This window comes from Oerskovia sp. NPDC057915 (assembly GCF_042887685.1).
Taxonomy (GTDB): Bacteria; Actinomycetota; Actinomycetes; order Actinomycetales; family Cellulomonadaceae; genus Oerskovia.
Genome location: NZ_JBHVOS010000001.1, coordinates 78,671 through 96,037, shown reverse-complemented (window position 1 = coordinate 96,037; position 17,367 = coordinate 78,671). Strand labels below are relative to the sequence as shown.

Below are 17,367 nucleotides of genomic sequence, written 5' to 3'. Positions count from 1 at the left end.
GTCACCCGGGTGGTGCACTGTCCGTCACGCCCTGACGGATGGCAGGGTGGGACCGTGACGATCCCGACCGAGCCCACGCCGCCCCGCGACGCGGCCGACACCCCTCACGCACCACGCCACCTCCAGCCCGGCGACGGCTGGGTCGAGTGCACGTGCGGCAGGCGGCACTGGGGTCTCGCGGGCGCCGCGGGGCTGCTCGTCGCCCGGCGCGGCGAGGACGGCCGCGTGAGCCACGTCCTCCTCCAGCACCGTGCGCCCTGGAGCGACCAGGGGGGCACCTGGGGAGTGCCCGGCGGCGCGATCCATCCCGACGAGACGCCCGAGCAGGGCGCGCTGCGCGAGGCTCACGAGGAGGCGGGCGTCGATCCCGCGCTCGTGACGATCGTGGGAGACCGGGTCCTGGACCACGGGCCCTGGCGGTACACGACGGTGCTCGCGGAGGTCGTGCCCGGCGCGCACCTCGAAGCGCGCGCGACCGACGCCGAGAGCCTGGAGATCGCATGGGTCGCGGTCGGTGACGTCCTCTCGCTCCCGCTGCTGGAGGCGTTCCGGGACGCGTGGCCCGAGCTGGTGGGCCGCTTCGCCGAGGTCTTCTGACCGGAGCGTCGCCCGAGCATAGCGTCGCCCCGGCAGGGTGTCGCACGAGTCGAGCGTTCTCCGAGCGGGGTGCTGCCCGACCGGGGCCCCGTCGCGCCGAGCGGACGCACGGACGGCCCGCGACCGCCCCGCTGTGCGGGTTGTCACGGGCCGTACGCGTTCGTGGTTGCTAGCGGTCCGACCGGCCGGTCGCGGTCCTCTCGACCTTCGTGGACCCCTTCGCGGGCCCGTGCGGGACGAGCTTGAGCCCCACGACCGCGGCGATGATGCCCGCGATGAAGACGACCTTGCCGACCGAGGCGGACTCGTCACCGGTGAAGATCGCGTAGGACACCGTCAGGGCCGCACCGATGCCGACCCACACCGCGTACGCGGTGCCGATCGGGATGTGCTTGACGGCCCAGCCGAGCCCGCCCATGCTGATCGCGAGCGCGACGAAGAACACGATGGACGGGACGAGCTGGGAGAACCCGTCGGACTTGCCGAGGGCCGTGGCCCAGACGGCCTCGAAGACGGCGCTGACGAGCAGGACGATCCACGGCACGTCAGCTCACCACCTTGAGGCCGACCACGGACCCGACGAGCAGGACCAGGAGCAGCCCGCGCAGCCAGGTGAAGGTCTCGGAGCCGTTGAAGAATCCCCAGACCACAGTGAGCGTGGCCCCGATGCCGACCCACACCGCGTAGGCGGTGCCGGTGGGCAGGGAGGTCATGGCCCAGGCGAGGCCGACCATGCTCAGCGTCAGGGAGACGAGGAAGACGACCGTCGGCCGTCTGCGCGTGAAGTTCTCGGATGCGGACAGCGCCGTCGCCCAGACGGCCTCCAGCATCCCGGAGAGAACGAGGACAACCCAAGCCATGACAAGTAACCCCTCTGAGTCAGTCTTGTCCGTGCGGGTACTGCTCCCTCGTCCGCGCGTCCCTCGTCGGAGGAACTTGGTACCAGCGTACCGACATCGTGTCATCTTGGCCAGGGATGGACCCTCCTGCGCCACGGGCTTCACACGATCCACCCCGTCGCTCCCTACCGACCTCACCCGTGCGCAGGGCTCCGCCGCCAGGATCGTCGGATGTCCGCATCCTTCGAGCCCGCTCCTCCCGAGGACTACCTGATGCGCCTCGCTGCCTCCGACCTGGGCCGGGGCTACAAGGCCCTCGCGACGGCCGAGCTCGACCTGCACGAGGGCCTCGACGTGCTCGACCTGGGCTGCGGCCCGGGCGCCGACCTGCCGGCGTACGCCCGGGCGGTCGGGCCGTCCGGGACCGTCCTCGGCCTCGACCACGACGCCGAGGCGGTGACCCGGGCCCGCGCGCTGGTGCGCGACCTGCCCACCGTCCGGGTCGAGGAGGCGGACGTCCACCACCTCGACCTCGCCGGCAGCAGCATCGACCGCGCGCACACCGACCGGGCGCTCCAGCACGTGGCCGACCCGGGACGCGTCCTCGCGGAGACGTTCCGGGTCCTGCGACCAGGGGGGCGTGCGGTGCTCGCCGAGCCGGACTGGGGCACGCTCGTCGTCGACGGCCCCGACGCCGCGACGAGCGACGCCTACGGGCGCTTCGTCGTCGAGCAGGTCGTCCGCAACGGCAGGATCGGGCGCCGGCTCGCCGGGCTCGCCGAACGCACGGGCTTTATGGTCGAGCGCGTCGTCCCCGTGACCGCGGTCTTCCGTGACGTCCGGGCGGCGGACCAGGTCCTGGGCCTGGCCCGGGTCGCCCGCCGGGCCGTCGAGGCGGGCTACCTGCGCGAGCGCGCCGAGGCACGGTGGACCGAGCACCTCGCGACGCAGCCGTTCTTCGCGTCGGTGACGCTCTTCGTCGTCGTGGCCGACCGGCCGCCGGCGTAGCCGCCGAGAGCCACGGGCGGAGCAGGGGGGCCGAACCCGACGACGGGCCGGCCCCACACCCGCCCGCGACGGGCCCGACGACCGGCCCCGTGTGGGGCGGGTCACGCGGGCGCGGGTTCGCACACCCCGACGACAGGAGTACTGTTCTCGCGGAGGAAGGCAAGCCTTACCAAACTAGGACGCGAGTCCCAGTTCAACGAGGCCCCACCGCTGCGACCACCGGCCGCCCCGGCCTCCGGCTCCCGGGCTCCCCCGCCCCGCGACCGTCGAAGGACTCCCGTGTTCGCCAACTTCCTCATCGGCCTGCGTGAAGGCCTCGAGGCCGCGCTCGTCGTCAGCATCCTCGTCGCGTACCTGGTCAAGACCGGCCGGCGCGACCTGCTCCCGTTCCTCTGGCTCGGCGTCGGCATCGCCGTGGCCGTCTCGATCGGCTTCGGCGCGGCCCTGACGTACGGGCCGCAAGGCCTGACGTTCGAGGCCCAGGAAGCCATCGGCGGCACGCTGTCGATCGTCGCCGTCGGCCTCATCACGTGGATGATCTTCTGGATGGGCAAGACCGCCCGCCACCTCAAGACCGACCTGCAGCACAAGCTCGACGACGCCGTCGCCGCCGGGAGGTGGGCCGTCGTCGTCATGGCGCTGCTCGCCGTCGGGCGTGAGGGCCTCGAGACCGCGCTCTTCCTGTGGGCGGGCGCCCAGGCGACGGGCACCACGACCAGGCCCCTCCTCGGAGCCGTGCTCGGGCTGGCCGTGGCCGTCCTGCTCGGCTGGGCCGTCTACCGGGGCGCCGTCAGGCTCAACCTGCGCGTCTTCTTCGCCTGGACCGGGCTCTTCCTCGTCGTGGTGGCCGCGGGAGTCCTCTCCTACGGCGTGCACGACCTCCAGGAGGCCGGCATCCTGCCCGGGCTGCACAACCTCGCGTTCGACGTGAGCGCGCAGATCCCGCCGTCGAGCTGGTACGGCACGGTCCTCAAGGGCGTCTTCAACTTCTCCCCCGCGACCACCTGGCTCGAGCTCGCCGCCTGGTGGCTCTACCTCGTCCCCACGCTGTTCTTCTTCGTCCGGACCGTCTGGTTCAGCGCGCCTCGCAGCAGTGCCCCCGCGCAGGCCAGCACCCCGGCAACCACCGTCACGACTCCCGGAGGAAACCGATGACCCGCTCACGGGCCACCCGCGTCGCAGCGCCGCTGCTCGCTGCCGCACTGCTCGTCCCCGTCCTGGCCGCCTGCACGCCCAACGACCCTGCCCCCGCCGGCGCGAGCGGCTCCGCGGCCGGTTCCGCGAAGCTCACGGTCGACTCGTCGGCCGACGCGTGCACGCTCTCGGCCGCCGAGGCACCCTCGGGCAACATCGTCTTCACCGTGACCAACACGGGCGACGACGTGACCGAGTTCTACCTGCTCGCCGAGGACGGCCTGCGGATCGTGTCCGAGGTCGAGAACATCGGCCCGGGCATCAGCCGCGACCTCGTGCTCACGGCCAAGCCCGGGCAGTACGTGACCGCGTGCAAGCCCGGCATGATCGGCGACGGCATCCGCTCCGACTTCACCGTGACCGACTCGGGCAAGGACGTCGAGCCCACGGGCGCGGTCGCCGACCAGGTCGCGCTGGCCTCGACCAACTACGTCGCGTACGTCAAGGACCAGACCGAGCAGCTCCTCGCGGGAACCCAGGAGTTCGTGGCCGCGTACAAGGCGGGCGACGACGAGGGCGCCAAGGCCCTCTACGCACCCGTGCGCGTCCACTGGGAGCGCATCGAGCCCGTGGCCGAGTCGTTCGGCGACCTCGACCCCAAGATGGACCTGCGCGAGGCCGACCTCGAAGAGGGCCAGGAGTGGACCGGCTGGCACCTGCTCGAGAAGGACCTGTGGCAGCCGGCGCCCGAGGCCAACGGCGGAGAGACCTACGTGGCCCTGACCCCCGAGCAGCGCACGCAGTACGCCGACCAGCTCCTCGCCGACACCCAGGAGCTCTTCGACCGCACGCACGAGGCGTCCTTCGCCGAGGGCATCGACGCCCCCGCGATCGGCAACGGCGCCAAGGGCCTGCTCGACGAGGTCGCGACGGGCAAGGTCACGGGCGAGGAGGAGATCTGGTCGCACACCGACCTGTGGGACTTCCAGGCGAACGTCGACGGCGCCAAGGTCGCCTACGACGGCCTGCGCGACGTCGTCGCGGCCAAGGACGAGAAGCTCGCCGCGACGCTCGACGAGCGCTTCACGACGCTCCAGGGCCTGCTCGACGAGCAGAAGCAGGGCGACGGGTTCGTGCTCTACACCGACCTCACGCCCGAGCAGGTCAAGGCGCTCTCGCAGGCCGTCGACTCGCTGAGCGAGCCGCTCTCGCAGCTCACCGCCGCCGTGGTGCTCTGAGGACCGACGCACCATGACGACCACGCCCGACCAGCCCGACGCCGGATCGCCCGCCCCCGAGGTCCCCGGCGGACCGCGGGGGGCCACCGGTCCTGCAGACCCCGCGGGACCGACCGAGCCACCGCAGGAGGCACGCCGCATCTCGCGGCGCGCCCTCCTGGGGATGGCCGGCGTCGGGCTGGCCGGGGCGGGGCTCGCGGGCGGGTTCGCCGCGGGGACCGCCGCGGCCCGTACCGCGACGCCGAGCGCGGGCCCTGCGGAGGGCGACGGCGCGTTCGCGTTCACGGGCGAGCACCAGGCCGGGATCACGACCCCGGTCCAGGACAGCCTGCACTTCGCGACGTGGGACGTCACGACCCAGGACCGCGACGAGGTGGTCGTGCTGCTGCGTGCGTGGACGCTCGCGGCCTCGCGCATGACGCAGGGCCTGCCCGCCGGGGAGTTCGGGCCCATGTCCGGGCCGTACGACGCCCCGCCGGACGACACGGGCGAGGCCGAGGACCTGCCCGCGTCGGGCCTGACGATCACGTTCGGGTTCGGCCCGTCGTTCTTCACGGCGGCGGACGGTTCGCCGCGGTTCGGCCTCGACGGCCGCAAGCCGGACCTCCTCGCCAACCTGCCGCACTTCCCGGGCGACATGCTCGAGGACGCGCGCTGCGGCGGCGACCTCGCCGTCCAGGCCTGCGCGAACGACCCGCAGGTTGCGGTCCACGCGATCCGCAACCTCGCGCGCATCGCGTTCGGGACGGCGTCGGTGCGCTGGAGCCAGCTCGGCTACGGGCGCACGTCGTCGACCACCACGGCCCAGCCCACGCCCCGGAACCTGTTCGGGTTCAAGGACGGCACCGCCAACATCACGTCCGAGGAGTCGGCGGCGACCGACGAGCACGTGTGGGTCGCGCCGGGCGACGGGGCCGACTGGTTGGCAGGCGGCTCGTACCTGGTCGCACGCCGCATCCGCATGACGATCGAGACGTGGGACCGTGCGCCCCTGCGCGAGCAGGAGACCATCGTGGGCCGCACCAAGGGCTCGGGGGCCCCGCTGTCCGGTGGCGAGGAGCGGACCGAGCCCGACTTCGAGGCGACGGGCCGCGGCGGCGCCCCGCTCATCGACGCGGCCTCGCACGTGCGCCTCGCGCACCCCACGAGCAACGGCGGGGCGCGCATGCTGCGCCGCGGCTACAACTACACCGACGGGTCGGACGGGCTGGGCAGGCTCGACGCGGGGCTGTTCTTCCTCGCGTACGTGCGTGACCCGGCCACGCAGTACGTGCCCATGCAGAACGCGCTCGCCAAGCACGACCTCATGAGCGAGTACCTGCGGCACACGGGCTCGGGGATCTGGGCCGTGCCGCGCGGCGTCCCGGCCGGGGCGACGCTGGGCGGCGACGACGGCGCGTTCGTGGGCCAGGACCTGTTCGCCTGACCCGTGCGCTTGCTCAGTCCTTGACCCGGCCCGCCTGCTGCACGGCCGGGCGGACCAGCTCGCCGTACGCCTGGAGCGTCTCGTCGTTCGCGTCGTGCTGGAGGTAGAGCGCGAACTGGTCGACGCCGAGCGCCTTGAGCTCGAGCAGCCGCTCGACGTGCCGCGCGGGCGGCCCGACCAGGCAGAACCGGTCCAGGATCTCGTCGCTCACGAACGCGGTGTGGGTGTTCCCTGCGCGCCCGTGCTCGTTGTAGTCGTAGTCGACGCGGCCCGCGACGAAGTCGGTCAGGGCGCGCGGGATGCTCGGCCCGTCGCCGTCGACGCCCGTCCCCGTGCCCTCCCCCGCCCCGTAGCGCGCGACGATCTCCGCGACGTGGTTGCCGACCATGCCGCCGAACCAGCGGCACTGGTCGTAGGCGTGGGCGAGCGACCGACCGCCCCCGTTCGCGTGCCCGTCCCCGCCCGACGGCGCCTCGTCCGTCACGTACGCGGGTGCCGCCACGCAGATGGTCACCTCGGCCGGGTCGCGGCCCGCTCGCTCGGCGGCCCGGCGCACCGCGTCGATCGACCAGGCAACGATGTCGGGGTCGGCGAGCTGCAGGATGAAGCCGTCCCCGACCTCGCCCGCGAGCGCCAGCGCGCGCGGGCCGTAGGCCGCGACCCACACGGGGGTGCGGCTGTCGGGGGCCCAGGGCAGGTGGAGCGTCGACCCGTGGTGCTCGACCGCCTGCCCTCCTGCGAGCCCCCGGATGGTCGTGACGGCCGTCCGCAGCTCGGCGAGGGTCACGGGCCTGCCGTTGGTCACCCGGACGGCGGAGTCCCCGCGGCCGATCCCGCAGACCGTGCGGTTGCCGAACATCTCGTTGAGGGTCGCGAAGGTGGACGCGGTCACGGTCACGTCGCGCGTCGCGGGGTTGGTGACCATGGGCCCGACGGTCACGCGGTGGGTCGCGGACAGGATCTGGGAGTGGATGACGTACGGCTCCTGCCACAGCAGGTGCGAGTCGAAGGTCCACACGTGGCTGAAGCCGTGGAGCTCGGCGCGTCGTGCGAGGTCGACGACGCGCCACGCGGGCGGGTTCGTCTGCAGGACGACGCCCAGGTCGAGGCGCTCGGCCGTGCCGGTCGCGGTCATGGCTGGCTCCTGCCCGTCATCGGAGGTACGCCGAGGTGCTGCGGCGCAGGTACCGACCGTGCCCGGGGTGGCCGTGGTACTCGCCGTCGGAGACCAGGACCGTGCCGCGCGAGATCACGACGTCGACGTGCCCGTCGATCTCGAAGCCCTCCCACGCGGAGTGGTCCATGTTCATGTGGTGGGTCCTGCGGTTCTCGTGCGCGGCGTCCGTGCCCGAGGTGTACCCGATCGAGGTGTGCCCGGCGGGGTCGTAGACCACGACGTCGGCGTCGGCCCCCGGGGTGAGCACGCCCTTGCGGTCGCCGAGGCCGAACATGCGCGCCGGCGTCGTGCAGCACAGCTCGACCCAGCGCTCGAGCGAGATCCTCCCGTCGACGACGCCCTGGTAGACGAGGTCGAGGCGGTGCTCGACGCCGCCGATCCCGTTGGGGATCTTGGAGAAGTCACCGAGACCGAGCTCCTTCTGCTCCTTCATGCAGAACGGGCAGTGGTCGGTGCTCACGACCGACAGGTCGCCCGTGCGCAGGTAGCGCCACAGCTCGTCCTGGTGGCCCTCGGCCCGTGCGCGCAGCGGCGTCGAGCAGACCCACTTGGCGCCCTCGAAGTCGCCCCACTCCTCGCTCCGGGCCCCGAGCTGTTCCTCGAGCGAGAGGTACAGGTACTGCGGGCACGTCTCGCCGAACACGTTCCAGCCGTCGTCGCGGGCCCGTGCGAGCGTGGCGACGGCCTGCTTGGCCGACATGTGCACCACGTAGAGCGGGGCGCCCGCGAGGCGCGCGAGCATGATCGCGCGGTGCGTGGCCTCCTCCTCGGTCTCCCAGGGGCGCGTGGTGCCGTGGAAGTACGGGGCCGTGTCGCCGCGGTCGATGGCCTGGCGCACGAGGACGTCGATCGCGATGCCGTTCTCGGCGTGCATCATGACCATCGAGCCGTTGGTCGCGGCCTTCTGCATGGCCCGCAGGATCTGCCCGTCGTCGCTGTAGAACACCCCGGGGTAGGCCATGAAGAGCTTGAAGCTCGTGATGCCCTCGGCCACGAGCTCGTCCATGGCCTTGAGCGAGTCGTCGTCGACGCCGCCGAGGATCTGGTGGAAGCCGTAGTCGATCGCGCAGTTCCCCTCGGCCTTGGCGAACCAGGCGGCGAGCGAGTCCTGGACCCGCTCGCCGGTGCGCTGGACCGCGAAGTCGACGATCGTCGTCGTGCCTCCCCAGGCTGCGGCGCGCGTCCCGGTCTCGAAGGTGTCCGACGCGGCCGTGCCGCCGAACGGGAGCTCCATGTGGGTGTGCGGGTCCACCGCGCCCGGGATGACGTACTTGCCGGTCGCGTCGATCACGGTCTGCGCGACCGAGGCGAGGTCCACGCCGAGCGACGTGTCGCCCGGGCGCAGCAGCGCGGCGACCTGCTCGCCGTCGAGCAGGACGTCGGCGCGCGAGCGCCCCGTGGGCCCGACGACGGTGCCACCCGTGATGAGGGTCAGTGCCATGGTGTGCGTCCTCTCGTTCGTGGGTCGGTGCGGGTGCTGGCCGTGCGGTCCGGGCGGGCACGTGGGCCGGCCACGACGCCGTCAGGGCGCCGTGAGCGGGCCGTACGCGTCGGGGCGGCGGTCGCGGTAGAACTGCCACCGGTTGCGGACCTCCGTGAGCAGGTCGAGGTCGAGGTCGCGCACCACGAGCTCCTCGTCGTAGGCGTCGGCCGTCTCGCCCACGAACGCCCCTTCGGGGTTCACGAAGTAGCTCGTGCCGTAGAAGTCGTTCGATCCGAGCTCCTCGAAACCGACGCGGTTGATGGCCCCGACGTAGTACTCGTTGGCCACGGCCGCCGCGGGCTGCTCGAGCCGCCACAGGTAGTTCGACAGGCCACGGCTCGTGGCGCTCGGGTTGAACACGACGGTCGCTCCGGCCAGGCCCAGGGCCCGCCACCCCTCGGGGAAGTGCCGGTCGTAGCAGATGTAGACCCCGATGCGCCCGACCGCGGTGTCGAAGACGGGGTAGCCCAGGTTGCCGGGGCGGAAGTAGAACTTCTCCCAGAACCCGGGCAGGTGCGGGATGTGGGTCTTGCGGTACTTGCCGAGGTAGCGGCCGTCGGCGTCGATCACGGCTGCGGTGTTGTAGAGGATCCCGGGCTGCTCGAGCTCGTACACGGGCAGGACGACCACGATGCCCAGCTCCTTGGCGAGGGCCGCGAAGCGCTCGGTCGTCGGGCCCGGCACGGACTCGGCGTAGGAGTAGAACGCGGCGTCCTCGACCTGCGGGAAGTAGGGCGCGTTGAACACCTCCTGGAAGCAGATGACCTGGGCCCCCTGGTCGGCGGCCTGGCGGGTGTACCGCTCGTGGGCCGCGACCATGGACTCCTGGTCGCCGGTCCAGCGGACCTGGGTGAGGGCGGCGCGCACGATCATGGGTTCTCCTCGGGTGGGGCGGGGGCGGGGGCGGGCCGGGGACGGTGGCCGTCGTGCGCGGCCCTCGGCGCAGACGGTGCAGGCGGTGCAGGCGGCACCGGTCGCACGGGGCGGCGTCCGCGCGGGGCCGGGGCGTCGACGTACCGGTCGGCGACGTCGAGCGCCGCGTCGACGACATCGAGGCCGTGCTCGAGGTCCTCGACCGACGTGACGAGCGGCGGGGCGAGGTGCAGGCGGTTGACCTGCGGGAAGGGCCAGACGCCGCCCGCGGTCACCGCGGCGACGACCTCGGCCATGGGGGCGTTCTGCTCGGGCGTGCCCTGGAACGGCACGAGGCGCTCGCGCGTGAGGGGGTCGCGGACGAGCTCGATCGCCCAGAGGAACCCGAGCCCGCGGACCTCGCCCACGCTGGGGTGCCGCGCGGCCATGTCGCGCAGCCGCTCGCCCAGGACCCGCTCGCCGAGCGACCGTACCCGGTCGAGGATGCCCTGCTCCTCGATCACGTGGATGCTCGCGACACCGGGCGCGCACGCGAGCGGGTGGCCCGAGTAGGTGAGCCCGCCGGGGAACGGCGTGCGGTCGAAGCTCGCGGCGACGCGCTCGGACACGATGACGCCGCCGAGCGGGACGTAGCCCGAGTTGACGCCCTTGGCGAAGACCACGAGGTCCGGGACGACGTCCCAGTGGTCCACGGCGAACCACTCGCCCACCCGGCCGAAGCCGACCATGACCTCGTCCGCGACGTACAGGATGCCGTGCTCGTCGCACAGCTCGCGGACACCTGCGAGGTAGCCGTCGGGGGGCACGAGCACGCCGTTGGTCCCGACCACGGTCTCGAGCAGGATCGCGGCGATCGTCGCAGGTCCTTCGAGCTCGACGACCTCGCGCAGGTGGCGCAGCGCCGCGACGCACTCGTCGGCATCGGTCGCCGCCCCGAACGACGACCGGTACGTGTACGGCCCGAAGAAGTGCCGGACGCCCGGGTCCACCTCGTTGGGCCAGCGACGCGGGTCGCCCGTGGCCGTCACGGCCGTGCCCGTGTTGCCGTGGTAGGACCGGTAGGCGGCCAGGACCTTCTGGCGGCCCGTGTGGCGCCGGGCGAGGCGCACGGCGTTCTCGACGGCGTCGGCACCACCGTTGGTGAAGAACACACGGTTCAGCCCGCCGTCGGCGCCGCCCGGCGCGCGTTCGACGATCAGGCGCGCGAGCTCGCTGCGCACGGGGTTCGCGAACGACGGCGCGACGGTCGCGAGGCGTCCGGCCTGCGCCTGGATCGCGCCCACGAGCGCGGGGTGCTGGTGCCCCAGGTTGAGGTTGATGAGCTGCGAGGCGAAGTCGAGGTAGCGGCGCCCGTCCGCGTCCCAGAACCAGGCCCCTTCGCCGCCGGCGATCGTCACGGGACGGATCAGCTCCTGCGCCGACCACGAGTAGAAGACATGGGCGTCGTCCCGTCCGGCCCGTCCCGTGCCCTGCGCTGCGTCCGTCATCCGGCTCGCCGTCCCTTCGTCCGTCGGCTCGTCCGCCTCGTCACCGGGTCCGGGGGAATCCCAGGTCGATGCTGCTGGTCGCGGGGTCCGGCCACCGCGACGTCACGACCTTGGTCCGGGTCGCGAAGTGGATCCCCTCGGGGCCGTACATGTGCGAGTCCCCGAACAGCGAGCCCTTCCAGCCGCCGAACGAGTAGTAGCCGACGGGCACCGGGATGGGGACGTTGACGCCGACCATGCCGGCCTGCACCTCGACCTCGAAGCGTCGGGCGGCTCCTCCGTCGCGCGTGAAGACGGCCGCGCCGTTGCCGTAGGGGTTCTCGTTGACGAGCCGCAGGGCGTCGTCGAACGTCTCGGCGCGCACGACCGAGAGCACCGGTCCGAAGATCTCCTCCCGGTACACGGTGTGCTCGGGCCGCACGTGGTCCACGAGGCTCGGGCGGAGGAAGAACCCTCCGCTCGTGTCCTGTCCCGCGGGCCCCGGCCCGACGGGCGGTCCGTCCCGCCCGTCCAGGACCAGGAGCGCGCCCTCGTCGACGGCGCTGCCCACGCGCGCCGCGACACGGTCGCGGTGCTCGGCCGTGATGAGCGGCCCCATCTGGGAGGCGGGGTCGCTCCCCGGCCCGACGACGAGCCCCGCCACGCGCGTGCGGATCGCCTCGACGAGGGCGTCGGCGACGTCGCCCACCGCGACCACGACCGAGATCGCCATGCACCGCTCCCCCGCGGACCCGTACCCCGCCGAGACCGCAGCGTCCGCTGCGGCATCGAGATCGGCGTCGGGCAGGACGACCAGGTGGTTCTTCGCACCGCCCAGGGCCTGGACCCGCTTGCCGTGGCGCGTGCCCGTCTCGTAGACGTGGCGCGCGACGGGCGTGGACCCGACGAAGCTGATCGCGGCGACGTCGGGGTGCTCCAGGAGCCGGTCGACCGCGACCCGGTCACCCTGCACCACGTTGACGACGCCGTCGGGCAGCCCGGCCTCGGTCAGGAGCCGGGCGACCAGCAGCGACGCCGACGGGTCGCGCTCGCTCGGCTTGAGGACGAACGTGTTGCCGCACGCGATCGCCGTCGGGATCATCCACAGCGGTACCATGGCCGGGAAGTTGAAGGGCGTGATGCCGGCCATGACGCCCAGCGGCTGCTTGACCTCGTGGACGTCCACCCCGGTCGAGACCTGCTGGCTGAAGCCCCCCTTGAGCAGGTGCGGGATGCCGGTCGCGAACTCGACGTTCTCGAGCGCTCGCGCGACCTCCCCCTCGGCGTCGGACACGACCTTGCCGTGCTCGGCCGAGACGACGTGGGCGATCTCGTCCCGGTGCGCCCGCAGCAGCTCGTGGAACGCGAAGAGGATCTCGACGCGCCGTGACAGGCCCGTCCGGGACCAGCCCGGGAAGGCCGCGAGCGCCGCCGCGACGGCCGCGTCCACGTCCGCCGCCGAGGCGAGGGCCACCCGCCCCGTGACGCGTCCGGTCGCCGGGTCGTGGACGGGTCCGTACCGTTGCGCCTCGTCCACGCGGCGGCCACCGACGACGTGCCCGATCACCCCTGGGGTCTGCTCGGGGGTGCTGCTCGTCATGCTGGCCTCCCTCCGGGGCAGGCACGCGGAGCGGCGGCCCGGGTCGTCGACGACTGAGTCTCAGTGTGGCACGAGGACGCCTTTCGTGTGAGGTCGGTCACAGCGTCCGGGATCGGCCCGGGTGAAGCGGCCCGGGGCGACTCCCCGACGTGCGTGCCGCTGTCGTCGCGCCACCGGGCCCGGGTACGGTCGGCCCGTGACCGACGAGCACCGCACGAGCAGCCACGACCCGGGCGACCGCCGAGCCCCGGCAGGTCCCCCTCCTCCCGGACCGGACCCCGTTCCCGCGCGGCCCCTGACCCGCGCCGAGCGGCGCGCTGCCGAGCAGGCCGCCCTGGAGCGCCAGGCGGACACCTCGTGGCACTCGTCGCCCGTCACCGGTGCGCTCCCGACGGCGCGCCCCCGGACCTCTGCCCTGCCCACCACGCCGGCACCGCCCGCCCCGGCCCCGGCCCCGACCGGTGCCTCCGCCTGGGAGAGGGTCGAGGTCTCGCCCGAGACCTCTCCCGCCCCGACGGCCTGGCGCGAGCGCGCGGCACGCTTCGCCCCGAACCTGTCGCAGGCACCGGGTGCCACCGCGGCGGCGGGGCCGGCGACCCCGGCCGGGTCGACCGCTCCGCCGCGGACCGCGCCCGCCGAGGCTCCGACCGAACCGTCGGGCCCACGGTCGACGCCCCCGGTACCGGCTGCCTCCCAGGCCGCTGCCGACGCCGGGCTCGCCGACGCCGCTGCCACGACCACAGCAGGTTCGTCGAACCCGTTCCCGACCCGTCGACAGCTCTCCCACGCGGCCCGGCACGTGACACGCCTCGGCCGCGGCAACGCCGCCCGCCTGCTCCTGCTCACCGTGGTCACGGCGCTCGCCGTCGAGATGATCCGGGCGAGCGGCCCGCTGCTGGACCGCGCCTTCTCCGCGAGCGTGACCGTCGCCGCCGGGACGGCCCTGGTCACGTACGCGGCTCCCGCGCTGGCCGTGACGATCATCGCCGCGCGCCTGCCGGTCTCGGGGCGGGTCACGCTCGGCGCCGTGCTCGCGCTGGTCGGGTGGCGACTGGGGCTGCAGGGTCTCGGGATCGCCGCCGGCTCCGAGGGAGCCCTCGGGTCGGCTCGCTACGGGCTGGGGCTCGGGGGCGCCTCGCTCGCGGTGGCCACGCTCGTCATCGTCGTCGCGTTCGTGAGCGGCGTCCGACCGGGGCCCGCCGACGACTCCCCCGAGCGGGTGGGAGGCGCCTGGACGCCGCTCGCGAACGGCCGCATGGTCGCCCTGGGGGTCTCGCTGGGCGTCCTGGGCGCCGCGGGCGTGAGCCTGCTCCACGGGACGTGGGACGCGTACTGGCGCACCGGCCTGCTCTCCTGGGTGGCGCCCCTCGCGCTCGGCGGCCTGGCCGTGGTCTCGGCCTGGCTGCTGCGCCGTGACGCCGCCGCTCCCGGGGCCCGCGGGATCTGGGTGCTCGGCCCGTACCTCGCGCTGGGTGTCATGGTCTTCGGCAACCCGGCCTTCGTCGCGTCGCAGACGGGCCTGCCCCTGTCCGTGGCCGCGGGAGCCGTCGCTCTCATGGCCCTCATGGTCGGGCTGACGACCGTCCGCGGTACCGCACGGTCGAGCCGCCCCGGGGGCAACGCCGTCCTGTCGGTCGTGGGCCGCTGGGCCGACCTCGTGGCCCTCGTCGCCTTCGCCCTGGTCGTCTTCGTGCTGCCCGGTCGGACCGAGGTCCTCGACGACCTGCTCGCCTGGGCGATCCTGGTCTGCGTCGTCGGTCTCGCCGTCGCCTCGACCGACGCCGTCGTGCACGCCCTGACCCGACCTGCCCGGGAGATCGGCTGGCTGCGCCTGGCCGGGGCGAGCACCGCCGTCGGGCTGGGGCTCATCCTGCCGCTCCTGGTCTACCAGCTCGACTACGACGTCCCCCTGCCCGTGCCCAACGCCTCCGTGCCGGTCCTCGTCGCCCTCGTGATCGGGGTCGCCGGGCTGCGTCGCACCCGCCCGCTGCCGCAGGCCGCCGCGGGCACCCTCGCAGCCGCACGCGTCGCCCCGCCGAGCGTGCGGGTCGCGCTGCCCGTCGTGGCCGCGGTCGTCGCCCTGACCGCAGGAGGTGCCGTCGCACAGCTCCTCGACCTGCCGGACCGGGACGGTCCGGCGGGCGGTGCGGCCGCCGACGAGCAGGGCCTCGTCGTCCTCGACTGGAACCTGCACTACGGGGTCAGCGCGACACCGTCGGTCGAGCTCGACGACGTCGCCGCCACGATCCGTGACTCGGGCGCCCACGTCGTGACGCTCCAGGAGGTCTCGCGCGGCTGGGTGCTGGGCGGCGGCATCGACATGGCGACCTACCTCGCGCGCGCCACCGACATGGAGGTCGCGTTCGTCGGGGCGGCCGACCGCCAGTTCGGGAACGCGATCCTGTGGGACCCGGACACGGTCACGGTGTCCGACGTGTCACGGACGTCGCTGCCCTTCGGCGCGGGCCCGCAGCACAGGTCCGCGATCTCCGCGACCGTCACGCCCACGGAGGGGACCGCCCTGCGCACCGCCTGGGCCGACGGGCTGCGCGTGACCTCCGTGCACCTGCAGCACCGCCGCGAGAGCACCCCGACCCGCCTCGACCAGCTCGACACGCTCTTCGCGGCCGAGCCGGTCGAAGGGGCGTACCTGCTCGCGGGCGACCTCAACGCCGAACCCGACTGGGACGAGATCACCCTCGTCGAGTCCCAGGGGCTCGTCAGCGGGCAGGACCAGGCGGGGAACGCGGACGACCTCACGTCGCCCGCCGACGCGCCGCGCCACCGCATCGACTGGATGTTCGGTGCAGGTGTCGGCTTCGAGCGCTTCCGGGTCCTGGACGACGTCTCGTCCGACCACCGCCCGCTCGTGACGGTGGTGCGCCCGGCGCAGGAGCCGGAGCCCGCGCCGGCCGGGTAGCGGGCGTCGGGTCCGGGTCCAGCGTGCCGCGTGCGGCGACCCAGCGATCCGCCAGGCCCCGAGGCCGCCGGGCCGCCTCGGGGAGACGATCGTCGGGCGGCCCGAGGGCCCGCGCCTCAGTCCTCGCGGTGGTGGAGCATGCGCGCGACCTCGGCGATCGAGCCGGACAGCGACGGGTAGACCGTGAAGGCCTCCGCGACGTCGTCGACCGTGAGGCGGTGCGCGACCGCGAGCGTGATGGGGAAGATGAGCTCGCTCGCACGCGGGGCCACGACGACGCCGCCCAGGACGACGCTCGCCTCCGGGTGCGCGAACAGCTTGACGAACCCGTCGCGCATGCCGAGCATCTTGGCGCGCGGGTTGCGGGCCAGCGGGAGCGTCGTGGTCACGTACCGCGACCCCTGCTCCTTGAGCTTCTCCTCGCTGTACCCGACGGTCGCGATCTCCGGGGCCGTGAAGATGTTCGCGGCGACCGTGCGCAGCTTGATGGGGCTCACGGCGTCGCCCAGGGCGTGGGACATGGCCACACGGCCCTGCATCGCGGCGACCGAGGCGAGCGGCAGGATGCCCGTGCAGTCGCCCGCCGCGTAGATGCCGCGCACCGAGGTGCGCGAGACCTTGTCGACCTGCACGTGGCCGCTCGGGGTCAGGCGGACGCCGGCCTCCTCGAGCCCGATGCCCGCGGTCGAGGGGATGGACCCGACGGCGAGCAGCACGTGCGAGCCCTTGACCACGCGCCCGTCGGCGAGCGTGACCTCGACGCCCTCGTCGGTGCGCACCGCGGCCTCGGCGCGCGTGCGCGACATGACCGTCATGCCGCGCGAGCGGAAGACCCCCTCGATGAGCTCGGCCGCGTCGGCGTCCTCGCCCGGCAGCACGCGGTCGCGGCTCGAGACGAGCACGACGTCGGAGCCCAGCGCGTTGTAGGCGCCCGCGAACTCGGCGCCCGTGACGCCCGAGCCCACGACGATCAGGCGCTCGGGGAGCTCCTTGAGGTTGTAGAGCTGGGTCCACGTGAGGATGCGCTCCCCGTCGGGGATCGCGGTCGGCAGCACGCGGGGCGTCGCGCCGAGCGCGAGGAGGATCACGTCGGCGTCGACCGAGACCTCTGCCGCGTCCTCCTGGAGCGTGACGTGCACGCGCGACGGGCCGTCGAGACGCCCCTCGCCGATCAGGACGCGCACGCCCTCGCGCTCGAGACGCGCGTGGATGTCGGCGGACTGTGCGGCCGCGAGCGCCATGACACGGGTGTTGACGGCGTCCAGGTCGACCATGTGGCGACGCATCGCGGGGTGCGCGGCCTTGGCGGTGTCGACGGGCAGGCGGATGCCGAGGTCGGCGGCACGGTCGGCGATCGTCATCCAGTCGGCCGTCGCGATGAGGGTCTTGGACGGCACCACGTCGGTGAGCACGGCGGCGCCGCCGAGCCCCTGGCGTTCGACGACGGTGACGTCGGCACCGAGCCGACGGGCGACGAGAGCCGCCTCGTAGCCTCCGGGTCCACCGCCCAGGATCACGATGCGGCTGGCCTGCAGGTCGGGGTTCTCGTTCGTCACAGGTGCCATTCTGTCAGCATCCGAGGGGCATCCGTGTCAGCATGCGGACA

At 73.5% G+C, this 17,367-nt stretch carries 14 protein-coding genes and 1 riboswitch; of the genes, 6 read left to right on the top strand and 8 right to left on the bottom strand.

Annotation, left to right across the window (positions count from 1 at the left end; translation table 11 throughout):
* Positions 1 to 54: 54 nt before the first annotated feature.
* Positions 55 to 597 (top strand): NUDIX domain-containing protein, encoded by a 543-nt coding sequence (locus tag ACFVQ3_RS00415; RefSeq protein WP_387633791.1) that lies wholly within the window; start codon positions 55 to 57, stop codon positions 595 to 597.
* 169 nt (positions 598 to 766) lie between these two features.
* Here the strand turns inward: ACFVQ3_RS00415 and ACFVQ3_RS00410 are convergent, their stop codons facing one another.
* Together ACFVQ3_RS00410 and ACFVQ3_RS00405 are read right to left on the bottom strand one after the other, a co-directional pair.
* On the bottom strand, positions 767 to 1,141 hold the full coding sequence (locus tag ACFVQ3_RS00410) for a DMT family transporter (protein ID WP_387633789.1): 375 nt from the start codon (positions 1,139 to 1,141) through the stop codon (positions 767 to 769).
* A 1-nt stretch (position 1,142) separates the two neighbouring features.
* Positions 1,143 to 1,457: a DMT family transporter gene (locus ACFVQ3_RS00405; protein ID WP_387633787.1), complete on the bottom strand. Its 315-nt coding sequence runs from the start codon at positions 1,455 to 1,457 to the stop codon at positions 1,143 to 1,145.
* Positions 1,458 to 1,470: 13 nt separating this feature from the next.
* Positions 1,471 to 1,536: riboswitch (guanidine-III (ykkC-III) riboswitch) on the bottom strand.
* Between the two features lie 131 nt (positions 1,537 to 1,667).
* On the opposite strand from ACFVQ3_RS00405, the gene ACFVQ3_RS00400 reads away from it, so the two are divergent.
* From ACFVQ3_RS00400 to efeB, 4 genes are all read left to right on the top strand, one after another.
* Positions 1,668 to 2,444, top strand: a complete 777-nt coding sequence (locus ACFVQ3_RS00400) for a methyltransferase domain-containing protein (RefSeq protein WP_387633785.1) — start codon at positions 1,668 to 1,670, stop codon at positions 2,442 to 2,444.
* Positions 2,445 to 2,723: 279 nt separating this feature from the next.
* Positions 2,724 to 3,599, top strand: a complete 876-nt coding sequence (gene efeU / locus ACFVQ3_RS00395) for an iron uptake transporter permease EfeU (protein ID WP_387633783.1) — start codon at positions 2,724 to 2,726, stop codon at positions 3,597 to 3,599.
* On the top strand, positions 3,596 to 4,816 hold the full coding sequence (efeO, locus tag ACFVQ3_RS00390; RefSeq protein WP_387633781.1) for an iron uptake system protein EfeO: 1,221 nt from the start codon (positions 3,596 to 3,598) through the stop codon (positions 4,814 to 4,816). The genes efeU and efeO overlap by 4 nt, the downstream gene beginning before the upstream one ends.
* A 13-nt stretch (positions 4,817 to 4,829) precedes the next feature.
* A complete protein-coding gene (gene efeB, locus ACFVQ3_RS00385) occupies positions 4,830 to 6,242 on the top strand; it encodes an iron uptake transporter deferrochelatase/peroxidase subunit (RefSeq protein WP_387633779.1) in 1,413 nt (470 codons plus the stop codon).
* A 13-nt stretch (positions 6,243 to 6,255) separates the two neighbouring features.
* Here the strand turns inward: efeB and ACFVQ3_RS00380 are convergent, their stop codons facing one another.
* The 5 genes from ACFVQ3_RS00380 to ACFVQ3_RS00360 all read right to left on the bottom strand — a co-directional run bounded on the left by ACFVQ3_RS00380 (position 6,256) and on the right by ACFVQ3_RS00360 (position 12,841).
* On the bottom strand, positions 6,256 to 7,377 hold the full coding sequence (locus ACFVQ3_RS00380; protein WP_387633777.1) for a TIGR03842 family LLM class F420-dependent oxidoreductase: 1,122 nt from the start codon (positions 7,375 to 7,377) through the stop codon (positions 6,256 to 6,258).
* Positions 7,378 to 7,393: 16 nt separating this feature from the next.
* Positions 7,394 to 8,860 carry a dihydropyrimidinase gene (gene hydA, locus ACFVQ3_RS00375; protein ID WP_387633775.1) on the bottom strand — a complete coding sequence of 489 codons (1,467 nt, stop codon included), beginning with the start codon at positions 8,858 to 8,860 and terminating at the stop codon, positions 7,394 to 7,396.
* Between the two features lie 81 nt (positions 8,861 to 8,941).
* A complete protein-coding gene (locus ACFVQ3_RS00370; protein WP_387633773.1) occupies positions 8,942 to 9,775 on the bottom strand; it encodes a nitrilase-related carbon-nitrogen hydrolase in 834 nt (277 codons plus the stop codon).
* Complete coding sequence (locus tag ACFVQ3_RS00365; protein ID WP_387633771.1) at positions 9,772 to 11,262, bottom strand: aspartate aminotransferase family protein; 1,491 nt, start codon at positions 11,260 to 11,262, stop codon at positions 9,772 to 9,774. The genes ACFVQ3_RS00370 and ACFVQ3_RS00365 overlap by 4 nt, the downstream gene beginning before the upstream one ends.
* Positions 11,263 to 11,302: 40 nt before the next feature.
* Positions 11,303 to 12,841 (bottom strand): CoA-acylating methylmalonate-semialdehyde dehydrogenase, encoded by a 1,539-nt coding sequence (locus tag ACFVQ3_RS00360; protein ID WP_387633769.1) that lies wholly within the window; start codon positions 12,839 to 12,841, stop codon positions 11,303 to 11,305.
* A 196-nt stretch (positions 12,842 to 13,037) separates the two neighbouring features.
* Between ACFVQ3_RS00360 and ACFVQ3_RS00355 the strand changes: the two genes are divergently transcribed.
* Complete coding sequence (locus tag ACFVQ3_RS00355) at positions 13,038 to 15,761, top strand: endonuclease/exonuclease/phosphatase family protein (RefSeq protein ID WP_387633767.1); 2,724 nt, start codon at positions 13,038 to 13,040, stop codon at positions 15,759 to 15,761.
* A 116-nt stretch (positions 15,762 to 15,877) separates the two neighbouring features.
* Here the strand turns inward: ACFVQ3_RS00355 and ACFVQ3_RS00350 are convergent, their stop codons facing one another.
* A complete protein-coding gene (locus tag ACFVQ3_RS00350; RefSeq protein WP_387633765.1) occupies positions 15,878 to 17,317 on the bottom strand; it encodes an NAD(P)H-quinone dehydrogenase in 1,440 nt (479 codons plus the stop codon).
* Positions 17,318 to 17,367: the final 50 nt, after the last annotated feature.